The following is an 11,910-nucleotide window of genomic DNA, read 5'->3' as shown; positions in this document are numbered from 1 at the left end:
GCTCGCTCCCACAGTAGGCCTTCGTCAGCCGAGCATCAACGTCCCGCTGGCCACCAGCGTCGCATGCCCCCCAATCTTCACCCGATCCCCTTCCAGGCGGCAGAACAATGCCCCGCCCCGCGCCGAACACTGATACGCCGTCAGGCTCGATTTATCCAAACGCTGCGCCCAGTACGGAATCAGGCTGCAATGAGTCGAGCCGGTGACCGGGTCTTCGTTGATACCGATGGCCGGTGCGAAGTACCGCGAGACGAAATCATGCCGCGAACCCGGCGCAGTCACGATCGCACCGGGCCAAGGCAGCTTCGCCAGCGCAGCCATGTCCGGCCTGCAATCGAGCACCGCCTGCTCCGACTCCAGCACCACGAACAATTCGTTGGAACCCAGCACATCAACCGCCTGCACACCCAGCGCTCGCTCTACATCAAGGGTCACGCCGACTTCGCGCAGTTCAATCGCCGGAAAGTCCAGCCATAGTCGCTCGCCTTCCCGACTAACACTCAAGGGGCCGGACTTGCTGATGAAGTCCAGGCGCTCGACCGGTTCTTTATAGACCTCGAACAACACATAGGCGCTGGCCAGCGTCGCATGGCCGCACAACGGCACTTCGGTGGTCGGCGTGAACCAGCGGATACGCCAGCCTTGCGCCTCGCGCACCACAAACGCAGTTTCGGCAAGGTTGTGTTCAGCGGCGATTTTTTGCATCAAGTCATCGGCGAGCCAGGCGTCGAGCCGATAGACCATTGCCGGATTGCCACTGAACGGTTGGTCACTGAACGCGTCGACTTGATGAAACGCTAGCTGCATGAGGGTTCTCCTTCTTGTTAGGGTCTGTACGAAAACTCGCCGAACGGCGATCAGGCAAGGCAAAAACAGGCGAGGAAGCGGAGTTTAGGCCCCTAAATGAGCATTCCGAGCCTGTTTTTAACGCAGCCTGGTCGACGTGCAGGCAGTTTTCGTACAGAGCCTAGGCGAAGGCGAGCATGCATCAGCCATTACCCGGCAACCAGAGACAGAACCCGCCGATTTTCACCATACAGCGCGGCAGTCAGGCCCGGCCGATATCGGCGAATTTGGCCTGGGTGTGCTCGGCCAGCACCGTCGCTGCCAACTCGACCTCAAGGCCACGCCGGCCAGCGCTGACGTAAATACTCGCGAAAGGCTGCGCACTGTTATCGATGAACGTGCGCAAACGCTTCTTCTGCCCCAACGGACTGATGCCCCCCAGCAAGTAACCGGTGGCCCGTTGCGCGGCGGCGGGATCAGCCATTTCGACTTTCTTCACCCCGGCGGCATGTGCCAGCGCTTTCAAGTCCAGACTTCCGACGACCGGTACGACGGCCACCAGCAACTCTCCCTTCTCACTCGCGGCCAACAGCGTTTTGAACACTTGCGCCGGATCCAGCCCGAGCTTTTCCGCTGCCTCCAGACCGTAGGACGCAGCCTTCGGATCATGTTCATAACTGTGCACACGATGTTCGGCACGAACTTTTTTCAACAGATCCAATGCGGGGGTCATGGCAGCTCCAAGCCTGGCGATAGCAGAAAAATACTGCGCTGGATTCTAGGCCATCACCGAGCAAAAGGCTCTATTACCGGCCCCTGCCCCCTCAGAAACAGCCAAATGCGGCACAAAGTCCAGCCGCTTCCCCGGGCCATCCAAATGATCATTCACTCGATTAATAGTTTAAATATGACTAATGGTTCACTTTCGACCTTTGACATCAGCATTTCTTGTCTATATTTTTTCGAATCTGAATAATGAATAAACGTTTCTGCGTAGTACCCGGCAGTAGGCCGAGATCAGGATGGGGATCCTGCCTCGGTGAAAATCGCGCTCCGACCATTTCGAGAAGAGCGCCCAACAACAACAAAAACGAGGTTTTCAATGACAACTGCATCGCAACAACCATCGCTCTCGAGCCAATGCATGGCCGAGTTCCTGGGTACTGCCTTATTGATCTTTTTTGGTACAGGCTGCGTTGCCGCGCTCAAAGTCGCGGGTGCCAGCTTTGGGCTATGGGAAATCAGCATCATCTGGGGGATCGGCGTCAGCATGGCGATCTACCTGACCGCGGGCGTTTCCGGCGCTCACCTGAACCCGGCCGTCAGCATCGCGCTGTGCATTTTTGCCGATTTCGAGAAGCGTAAACTGCCGCTCTACATCTTCTCCCAGGTCGCTGGCGCCTTCTGCGCAGCGTTGTTGGTTTACACGCTTTACAGCAACCTGTTCTTCGATTTCGAACAAACTCACCAGATGGTTCGTGGCACACAAGCCAGCCTCGAACTGGCCTCGGTGTTCTCCACGTTCCCGAACCCTGCCCTGTCGACAGCCCAGGCGTTTCTGGTGGAGGTGATCATCACCGCCATCCTGATGGGCGTGATCATGTCCCTGACCGACGACAACAATGGCCTGCCTAAAGGCCCGCTGGCGCCACTGTTGATCGGTCTGCTGATCGCCGTCATCGGCAGCTCGATGGGCCCGCTGACCGGTTTTGCGATGAACCCGGCACGCGACTTCGGTCCTAAACTGATGACTTTCTTCGCTGGCTGGGGTGAAATTTCCTTCACTGGCGGACGTGATATTCCGTACTTCCTGATTCCGGTTTTTGCACCGATCGTTGGTGCCTGCCTCGGCGCGGCAGCGTATCGCGGGCTGATTGCCCGTCACCTGCCAAGCCCCGTAATTGCGATAAAGGATGCAGTACAGGCCATTGACGGCAAAGCATGAATTTCCTGAAAGCGGTAGCGCGTGATCCTGCCCACCATTGAGCACGCGCCCCGACCCACTCCCTTATTTCGTCCAAGGCAATCGACATGACCGACACTCAGAATAAGAACTACATCATTGCCCTCGATCAGGGCACGACCAGCTCCCGGGCGATCATTTTCGACCGTGACGCCAACGTGGTCTGCACTGCACAACGTGAATTCGCCCAGCATTACCCGCAGGCCGGCTGGGTCGAACACGACCCGATGGAAATCTTCGCGACCCAAAGCGCCGTGATGGTCGAGGCCCTGGCACAAGCCGGCCTGCATCACGATCAGGTGGCGGCCATCGGCATCACCAACCAGCGTGAAACCACTGTAGTCTGGGACAAGACCACCGGCCGACCGATCTACAACGCAATCGTTTGGCAATGCCGCCGCAGTACCGAGATCTGCCAGCAACTCAAGCGCGACGGCCACGAGCAATACATCAGCGAAACCACTGGCCTGGTCACCGACCCGTACTTCTCCGGCACCAAACTCAAGTGGATCCTCGACAACGTCGAAGGCAGCCGCGAACGCGCACGCAAAGGCGAGCTGCTGTTCGGCACCGTCGACAGCTGGCTGATCTGGAAATTTACCGGCGGCAAGACCCACGTCACCGACTACACCAACGCCTCGCGCACCATGCTCTTCAACATCCACACCCTGGAGTGGGACGCGAAGATGCTCGAAGTGCTGGACATCCCGCGCGAGATGCTCCCGGAGGTCAAGTCGTCGTCAGAAATCTATGGCCACACCAAGAGCGGCATCGCCATCGGCGGTATTGCCGGTGACCAACAGGCCGCGCTGTTCGGCCAGATGTGCGTTGAACCGGGCCAGGCGAAAAACACCTACGGCACCGGCTGCTTCCTGCTGATGAACACCGGCGACAAAGCGGTTAAATCCCGGCACGGCATGCTCACCACCATCGCCTGTGGTCCGCGCGGCGAAGTCGCCTATGCACTGGAAGGCGCGGTATTCAACGGCGGCTCCACCGTTCAGTGGCTGCGCGACGAGCTGAAGATCATCAACGACGCTCACGACACCGAATACTTCGCCAACAAGGTCAAGGACAGCAACGGCGTGTACCTGGTACCGGCCTTCACCGGCCTCGGCGCCCCGTACTGGGACCCGTATGCCCGTGGCGCACTGTTCGGCCTGACTCGCGGCGTACGCGTCGATCACATCATTCGCGCTGCACTGGAGTCGATTGCCTACCAGACCCGCGACGTACTCGACGCCATGCAACACGACTCCGGCGAACGACTCAAGGCACTGCGTGTAGACGGCGGTGCAGTCGCGAACAACTTCCTGATGCAATTCCAGGCGGACATTCTCGGTACCAAGGTCGAGCGCCCGCAAATGCGTGAAACCACTGCACTCGGTGCTGCCTACCTGGCCGGCCTGGCCTGCGGCTTCTGGGGCAGCCTGGACGAACTGCGCGGCAAGGCGGTGATCGAGCGCGAGTTCGACCCGCAACTGGACGAAACGGCGAAGGAAAAACTCTACGCCGGCTGGAAAAAAGCCGTCAGCCGCACCCGCGACTGGGAACCGCACGAAGGCGCTGAATAAGCCAAGTAGCGGATTCGTATCGGTATGTAACTGGTAGGGAGGTGATTCGTACGGCATCATGGGCAAATTTTGCACGGCAGCCCAAAGGAAGCCCTATGAATCTGCCTCCCCGTCAGCAGCAAATCCTCGAACTGGTCCGCGAACGCGGCTACGTCAGCATCGAGGAAATGGCTCAGCTATTTGTTGTTACACCGCAGACCATCCGCCGCGATATCAATCAATTGGCGGAATTGAATTTGCTGCGTCGCTATCACGGCGGCGCCGCTTACGATTCAAGTGTCGAAAACACCGCCTACGCCATGCGCGCCGATCAGATGCGCGATGAAAAACAGCGCATCGCCGAAGCCATCGCCGCACAAATCCCCGATCACGCCTCGCTGTTCATCAATATCGGTACCACCACCGAATCCATCGCCCGGGCGCTGCTCAATCACAGCCATCTCAAGGTGATCACCAACAACCTGCACGTCGCCTCGATCCTCAGCGCCAAGGATGACTTCGAAGTCCTGCTGGCCGGTGGCAACGTGCGCCGTGATGGCGGCGTAGTCGGCCAGGCCTGCGTCGACTTCATCAACCAGTTCAAGGTCGACTTTGCACTGGTCGGCATCAGCGGTATCGATGAAGACGGCAGCCTGCTCGACTTTGACTACCAGGAAGTGCGGGTCTCCCAGGCGATCATCGCCAACGCCCGGCAAGTCCTGCTGGCAGCAGACTCCAGCAAGTTCGGCCGCAACGCCATGGTCCGCCTGGGGCCGATCAGCCTGATCGACTGCCTGGTGACCGACCACGCGCCAGTTCCGGCATTGGCGCAACTGCTGAGCCAGCACAAAATCTGCACGGACCCTGTGGGAGCGAGCCTGCTCGCGAATACGGCCGCCCATTCTCCATACCTTCCGCGCTCAGCCGAAGACCGTAATGTTCGAAAATTTTCCTTTCCCCACCCTTCGATCAGAATTTTCAATCGAAGCCGGCTGGTTACGCCCGAATTTATGCGCTACTATTTTCGCAAATGAACATAAATGTTCGAATTCAAATATCGAAAGTACCCCGAGGCCAGCCGATGCCCACTTCAACCTTGCCTACGCCCCCTCTTGCCGAGGTCTACGATATCGCCGTCATTGGTGGTGGGATTAACGGTGTGGGGATTGCAGCGGATGCCGCCGGTCGCGGTCTTTCGGTGTTCCTTTGCGAAAAGGACGATCTGGCCAGTCATACCTCGTCCGCCAGCAGCAAGCTGATCCACGGCGGCCTGCGCTACCTCGAACACTACGAATTCCGCCTCGTGCGTGAAGCCCTGGCCGAGCGTGAAGTGCTGCTGGCCAAGGCCCCGCACATCGTCAAGCCAATGCGCTTCGTGTTGCCGCACCGTCCGCACCTGCGCCCGGCGTGGATGATCCGCGCAGGCCTGTTCCTCTATGACCACCTCGGCAAGCGGGAAAAACTCGCCGGCTCCAAAAGCCTGAAGTTCGGTKCCGACAGCGCACTGAAAAGCGAAATCACCAAAGGCTTCGAATACTCCGATTGCTGGGTCGACGATGCCCGCCTGGTGGTGCTCAATGCCATGGCCGCCCGCGAAAAAGGCGCCCACGTTCACACCCAGACCCGCTGTGTCAGCGCCCGTCGCAGCAAAGGCCTGTGGGAACTGAATCTGGAACGTGCCGATGGCCGCCTGTTCTCGATCCGCGCCAAGGCGCTGGTGAACGCCGCTGGCCCATGGGTCGCCAAGTTCATCCGTGATGACCTGAAGATGGAATCGCCTTACGGCATCCGTCTGATTCAGGGCAGCCACCTGATCGTGCCGAAGCTGTACGAAGGCGAACACGCGCATATCTTGCAGAACGAAGACCAGCGCATCGTGTTCACCATCCCATACCTCAATCAATTCACCCTGATTGGCACCACGGACCGCGAGTACACCGGCGATCCCGCGAAAGTCGCCATCACCGAAGGCGAGACCGATTACCTGCTGAAAGTGGTCAACGCGCACTTCAAGAAACAAATCAGCCGAAGCGACATCCTGCATACCTATTCCGGCGTTCGTCCGCTGTGCAACGACGAATCCGATAATCCTTCGGCCGTGACCCGCGATTACACCCTGGCGCTGTCTGGGAGCGCAGAAGAAGCTCCGCTGCTGTCGGTATTCGGTGGCAAGCTGACCACCTACCGCAAACTGGCCGAGTCGGCCATGGCGCAGCTGGCACCGTACTTCAAGGACATGAAGCCGAGCTGGACCGCGCAAGCGACCCTGCCAGGCGGCGAAGACATGACCACGCCACAGGCCTTGAGCGCGTTGATTCGCGACAAGTTCGACTGGCTGCCGACGGAAATTGCCCGACGCTGGGCCACCACCTATGGCAGCCGCACCTGGCGCCTGCTTGAAGGTGTACAGAGCCTGAAGGACATGGGCGAACACCTCGGTGGCGGTCTCTACACCCGCGAAGTCGATTACCTGTGCAGCGAAGAATGGGCCACCAGCGCTCACGACATTCTCTGGCGTCGCAGCAAACTGGGTTTGTTCACCACCCAGGCAGAGCAAGAGAACGTCCAGCTGTACCTGAACAAGCTCAAGCAGAACCGCAGCAAGATCGAAGCGGCCTGATCGGTAATCCGGCTAAACAAAAGCCCCTGAATCTCACGATTCAGGGGCTTTTTTTAGAAGATCTTTCGCCGGCATTACAAAATGTTCGAATAATCCGCTTCGATCCGGTCCAGGCTCAGGTGGTTGAGGAAGTTGGAGAAACACATCCAGGCCGACAAGGCGTTCATGTCACGGAACTGGTCCGGCAGGTACTTGGGTGGTTCCACCAGCCCTTCATCCACCAACTGACGCAGGGTTCGCATGTCTTCCAGGGTGGTCTTGCCGCAAAACAGCAAGGGGATCTGCTCAAGCTTGCCTTTACGCACGGCCAACTGAATGTAGTTGTAAACCATGATAAAGCCCTTGAGGTAGGACAAGTCCTTGGTGAATGGCAGGCCATTGGGTATCGAACCACGGAAAACCCGGCTGGCATTGCTATAGCTTTCAGCCATCTCGAAGCCTTGAGCGCGGAAGAACTCGAAGATCTGCAAGAAGTCCGCGCCCTCCTCGGCCATGTGAATCGCCCGGGTACGATTGGTCAGTTTGCGCAAGCGACTCGGGTAGGACGCAAAGGTGATGATTTCCATCAGGATCGCCAGTCCCTCCTGGGTCACAGTCGACGACGGTGGACCTTTGGAGAGGAAGGTGCAGATCGGCTGGTTCAGACCGTTAAGGGTGGTGCCAACATGCACCAGCCCTTCATGGACTTCCAGGGCGCGCACGTCACGTTCGTTGAACATCGCGTCAGCGCGGATCTTGATGTAGTCGGCACCGGCCGCCGCATCCGCGACAATACCGTCGGACTCGAACACCCGAATGGTTTCCTCGGCTTCGCCAAAGACCTTGTTCAAACGGGTTTGCAGCAGGTGCACGGCCTCTTTGGCGGTGAGAATCTTCGGCTCGTCCTTGAGGTCGCCCCGGCCATCGATGTTGTTCAGGTAGTCGGACATCATCAGGCCAAGGTCGGCCAGGGTCGGGTCGCCGGCGTGGAACGCATCGGACGCGGCGCCGTAAAGCTCCTGGGAGATCAACCCGAAATCTTCGGTGCCACGCGCTTCGAGCATCCGCACCACCATGCGGTATTCCTTGCACATGCGGCGCATGATCTGCCCGACCGGGTTGAACTGACCGAGCTGACGGGTGATGTCGCGCTCGATGTTCTGAAATTCCAGTTTCACTTTGCTGGAGTCAAAGGACAGTGGCCGATTGAGGTAGTAATCGCGGTCCACCGCCGGCATTTCCTTGCCTTTGGCCTTGAGGAAACCCTTGCGGATGTTGTCATCCCACTTGACCGCATCGAGTACCCGAATCGGCGTCTGCGCCAGCACTATGCGATCGGACAAGGTGCGTATCGTCTGCTGGTATTCGTCCACCCGGAACTCCTGTTTAAAGCCGTTCAATGTGGGAGCAAGCCCGCTCCCACAGGGATAGTGCCGATCGTTACACCGATGCCAGCACCAGGTGCATGTATCGCGTCAGAATGCCGAGCATCTCTTGTTCGGCCTCAGGCTCTGCGTCGTTGAGCAGGCCCTGATATTCCATCCGGCCGATAATCGCCGTCAACACTTTGGCATCCTGCTGCGGCTCTCGCGAACCCAATACCTGGAAAAGCTGGCAAGTGCCCTGCAAGAGAATTTGCTGATGCGAGCGCACCAGCAGCGCCAGGCGCGGGTTGAGCAACGCTTCCTGGCGGAAAGCCTGCTCGGCCATCAGGTGCTCGCGGCGGTTGATCAATTGCCGGTGAACGTAGTCCGCCATCAGCCGTGCGATGTCGTCAGCCAACTGTGAGCGGCACTCGGGGCTGCCGTCGCCGCTGATGACCATCTCGCGCAACAAGCCTTCGTTATTGGCCCACAACCTGGCCATGTAGGCGGCGCTACGTTCAACGTATTGAGCGAAGGTATCGGTGAGCAGGTCATCGATATCCTTGAAATAGTAAGTGGTCGCCGACAGCGGCACACCCGCTTCGGCGGCCACGGCGCGGTGACGTACCGCACGAACACCGTCGCGTACGACGATACGCATCGCTGCATCGAGAATTTCCTGTCGACGCTGCTCACTGCCCTGTCGGCTGGCTTTCCGTCCCTGATACTGAACGCTTTCAGCAACTGCAGTGGCAATGCCAGCTGCTCCTTCTTGAGCCAATGCACGATTCACGACAGATATTCCTCTCTAACGTCAAAAGTAACCAATTGATACGTTTGTACCAGACAGGCAATAAAAAGCCGCCTGTTATAGGCGGCTTTTTAATTGAAACATTTACGCTTGCGGCCGCATGTGCGGGAACAGGATCACATCGCGAATCGACGGTGAGTTGGTCAGCAACATCACCAGTCGGTCGATACCGATCCCTTCACCCGCGGTCGGCGGCATGCCGTACTCCAGCGCACGAACGAAGTCGGCGTCGTAGTGCATGGCTTCATCGTCGCCGGCGTCCTTGTCGGCCACCTGGGCCATGAAGCGCTCGGCCTGGTCTTCCGCGTCGTTCAACTCGGAGTAGGCGTTGGCGATTTCGCGGCCACCGATGAACAGCTCGAAACGGTCGGTGACGTTCGGGTTCTCGTCGTTGCGGCGGGCCAGCGGCGACACTTCGAACGGGTACTGGGTGATGAAGTGCGGCTGCTCCAGCTTGTGCTCGACCAGCTCTTCGAAAATCATTACCTGCAGCTTGCCCAGACCTTCGAAGCCCAACACCTTGGCGCCGGCCTTCTTGGCGATGGCGCGAGCCTTGTCGATGTCAGTCAGGTCGTCAGCGGTCAGCTCAGGGTTGTACTTGAGGATCGAGTCGAACACCGAGAGACGCACGAACGGTTCGCCGAAGTGGAACACCTTGTCGCCGTAAGGCACGTCGGTGCTGCCCAGAACCAGCTGCGCCAGTTCGCGGAACAGTTCTTCGGTCAGGTCCATGTTGTCTTCGTAGTCGGCGTGGGCCTGGTAGAACTCCAGCATGGTGAATTCAGGGTTGTGACGAGTCGAAACACCTTCGTTACGGAAGTTGCGGTTGATCTCGAACACTTTCTCGAAACCACCTACCACCAGACGCTTGAGGTACAGCTCCGGCGCGATACGCAAGAACATCTGCATATCCAGCGCATTGTGGTGAGTCTCGAACGGCTTCGCCGCCGCACCGCCAGGGATGGTTTGCAGCATCGGCGTTTCGACTTCCAGGAAGTCGCGCTTCATCAGGAAGCTGCGAATGTGCGCAATCACTTGCGAACGCACGCGGAAGGTCTGGCGCACGTCTTCGTTGACGATCAGGTCAACGTAACGCTGGCGGTAGCGCTGTTCGGTGTCGGACAGGCCATGGTGCTTGTCCGGCAACGGGCGCAGGGATTTGGTCAGCAGACGCACGTTGGTCATTTCAACGTACAGGTCGCCCTTGCCGGAACGGGCCAGGGTGCCTTCGGCGGCGATGATGTCGCCCAGGTCCCAGGTTTTCACGGCAGCCAGGGTTTCTTCGGACAGGGTTTTACGGTTGACGTAAACCTGAATGCGTCCGGACATGTCCTGGATCACCATGAACGAGCCACGGTTGAGCATGAGACGACCGGCAACCTTGACCGGAATCGCAGCCTCTGCCAGCTCTTCCTTGGTCTTGTCGGCGTACTGTTTCTGCAAGTCTTCGCAGTAGGCGTCGCGGCGGAAGTCGTTGGGGAAGGCCTGGCCCTTGGCGCGCTCGGCAGCAAGCTTTTCCTTGCGCAGGGCGATCAGGGAGTTTTCTTCCTGTTGCAGGGCTTGCGAATCGAGTTCTAGGTCGCTCATGTCTTTAAAAATTCCATCACAGGTTCGTTGCCCCCACCGATGGCAGGGGACTTAAGGTCTTGACTGGCGGATTACAAGCCTTGCTTCAGGCTCGCCACCAGGTATTCGTCGATGTCGCCGTCGAGCACCTTGTCGCAGTCGCTGCGTTCGACGTTAGTACGCAAATCCTTGATTCGCGACTGGTCGAGCACATACGAGCGAATCTGGTGACCCCAGCCGATATCCGACTTGGTGTCTTCCAGGGCTTGAGAGGCAGCATTGCGTTTCTGCACTTCCTGCTCGTACAAGCGCGCCCGCAACATTTTCATCGCGGTGTCTTTGTTGGCGTGCTGGGAACGTTCGTTCTGGCAGCTGACCACGGTGTTGGTCGGTACGTGGGTGATACGTACGGCCGAGTCGGTGGTGTTTACGTGTTGACCACCGGCACCCGAGGAGCGGTAGGTGTCGATGCGCAGGTCCGACGGGTTGATGTCGATTTCGATGTTGTCATCGATTTCCGGCGACACGAACACGGCCGAGAACGAGGTGTGACGACGGTTACCGGAGTCATACGGGCTCTTGCGCACCAGACGGTGCACGCCGATCTCGGTCCGCAGCCAGCCAAAGGCGTATTCACCCTTGATGTGCACGGTTGCGCCCTTGATCCCGGCGACTTCACCGGCGGAGAGCTCCATGATGGTCGCGTCGAAACCGCGTTTGTCCGCCCAGCGCAGGTACATGCGCAGCAGGATGTTGGCCCAGTCCTGGGCTTCGGTACCGCCGGAGCCGGCCTGGATGTCCAGGTAGGCGTTGTTGGCGTCCATCTCACCGCTGAACATGCGACGGAATTCGAGTTTTTCCAGGGCCTCGCGCAGACGCTCGACTTCGGCAGCGACGTCATCGACAGCGGCCTGGTCTTCTTCCTCTGCGGACATCAACAGCAGGTCTTTGGCATCGGCAAGGCCGCTGTGCATCTGGTCGAGGGTTTCGACGATCTGCGCCAGCAGGGACCGCTCGCGGCCCAGTTCCTGAGCGTACGACGGGTTGTTCCAGACATTCGGATCTTCAAGCTCGCGATTGACTTCGGTCAGACGCTCATGCTTTTGATCGTAGTCAAAGATACCCCCGAATAGTTTCGGAGCGCTCGGACAGGTCCTTGATGCTGTTAAGGATCGGGTTGATTTCCATGGCGGGCAGCACTCGTTGGCGAACTTTTGAAAGCCGGCGAGTATAACGTAATCACGCTGTCACGGCAGCCCGCCTGGCGG

General features: G+C 58.7%; 9 protein-coding genes and 1 pseudogene. 4 read left to right on the top strand and 6 right to left on the bottom strand.

All coding sequences use genetic code 11. From position 1 onward, the window contains the following. Positions 1 to 24 precede the first annotated feature (24 nt). Together AC1DIH_RS24790 and ybaK are read right to left on the bottom strand one after the other, a co-directional pair. Complete coding sequence (locus tag AC1DIH_RS24790) at positions 25 to 807, bottom strand: PhzF family phenazine biosynthesis protein (RefSeq protein WP_477773638.1); 783 nt, start codon at positions 805 to 807, stop codon at positions 25 to 27. 241 nt (positions 808 to 1,048) lie between these two features. Then, entirely contained in the window at positions 1,049 to 1,519 is a 471-nt protein-coding gene (gene ybaK, locus AC1DIH_RS24785) for a Cys-tRNA(Pro) deacylase (protein WP_054593814.1), read from the bottom strand. A gap of 369 nt (positions 1,520 to 1,888) precedes the next feature. Here ybaK and AC1DIH_RS24780 point away from each other — a divergent pair, with 369 nt between their 5' ends. From AC1DIH_RS24780 to glpD, 4 genes and pseudogenes are all read left to right on the top strand, one after another. Next, positions 1,889 to 2,731, top strand: coding sequence for an MIP/aquaporin family protein (locus tag AC1DIH_RS24780; protein ID WP_477773637.1), 843 nt, complete (start codon positions 1,889 to 1,891; stop codon positions 2,729 to 2,731). Positions 2,732 to 2,817: 86 nt separating this feature from the next. Further along, complete coding sequence (glpK, locus tag AC1DIH_RS24775; RefSeq protein ID WP_427536262.1) at positions 2,818 to 4,323, top strand: glycerol kinase GlpK; 1,506 nt, start codon at positions 2,818 to 2,820, stop codon at positions 4,321 to 4,323. A gap of 95 nt (positions 4,324 to 4,418) precedes the next feature. After that, a pseudogene (locus AC1DIH_RS24770) lies at positions 4,419 to 5,171 on the top strand (DeoR family transcriptional regulator); the annotation flags it as partial. A 212-nt stretch (positions 5,172 to 5,383) separates the two neighbouring features. Beyond that, on the top strand, positions 5,384 to 6,922 hold the full coding sequence (gene glpD, locus AC1DIH_RS24765) for a glycerol-3-phosphate dehydrogenase (protein WP_477773636.1): 1,539 nt from the start codon (positions 5,384 to 5,386) through the stop codon (positions 6,920 to 6,922). A gap of 74 nt (positions 6,923 to 6,996) precedes the next feature. Here the strand turns inward: glpD and AC1DIH_RS24760 are convergent, their stop codons facing one another. From AC1DIH_RS24760 to prfB, 4 genes are all read right to left on the bottom strand, one after another. Next, entirely contained in the window at positions 6,997 to 8,274 is a 1,278-nt protein-coding gene (locus tag AC1DIH_RS24760) for a flavohemoglobin expression-modulating QEGLA motif protein (protein ID WP_019692051.1), read from the bottom strand. Positions 8,275 to 8,341: 67 nt separating this feature from the next. Continuing rightward, positions 8,342 to 9,046, bottom strand: coding sequence for a TetR/AcrR family transcriptional regulator (locus AC1DIH_RS24755; RefSeq protein ID WP_103319614.1), 705 nt, complete (start codon positions 9,044 to 9,046; stop codon positions 8,342 to 8,344). A 114-nt stretch (positions 9,047 to 9,160) separates the two neighbouring features. Next, entirely contained in the window at positions 9,161 to 10,663 is a 1,503-nt protein-coding gene (lysS, locus tag AC1DIH_RS24750) for a lysine--tRNA ligase (RefSeq protein ID WP_477773635.1), read from the bottom strand. Between the two features lie 71 nt (positions 10,664 to 10,734). Further along, positions 10,735 to 11,830, bottom strand: a protein-coding gene (prfB, locus tag AC1DIH_RS24745; protein WP_102667242.1) for a peptide chain release factor 2 whose coding sequence is annotated in 2 segments (ribosomal slippage) — positions 10,735 to 11,757 and positions 11,759 to 11,830 — 1,095 coding nt in all. Because the reading frame shifts where the segments join, the coding sequence is not laid out codon by codon here. Between the last annotated feature and the right edge of the window lie 80 nt (positions 11,831 to 11,910).

It is taken from the genome of Pseudomonas sp. 05N36 (genome assembly GCF_056397385.1).
This window is presented reverse-complemented; position numbering and strand designations above follow the sequence as displayed.

Coding starts and splice junctions, on each gene's coding strand:
- AC1DIH_RS24790 (WP_477773638.1), bottom strand. CDS start 807: ATGCAGCTAGCGTTTCATCAAGTCGACGCGTTCAGTGACCAACCGTTC.
- ybaK (WP_054593814.1), bottom strand. CDS start 1,519: ATGACCCCCGCATTGGATCTGTTGAAAAAAGTTCGTGCCGAACATCGT.
- AC1DIH_RS24780 (WP_477773637.1), top strand. CDS start 1,889: ATGACAACTGCATCGCAACAACCATCGCTCTCGAGCCAATGCATGGCC.
- glpK (WP_427536262.1), top strand. CDS start 2,818: ATGACCGACACTCAGAATAAGAACTACATCATTGCCCTCGATCAGGGC.
- lysS (WP_477773635.1), bottom strand. CDS start 10,663: ATGAGCGACCTAGAACTCGATTCGCAAGCCCTGCAACAGGAAGAAAAC.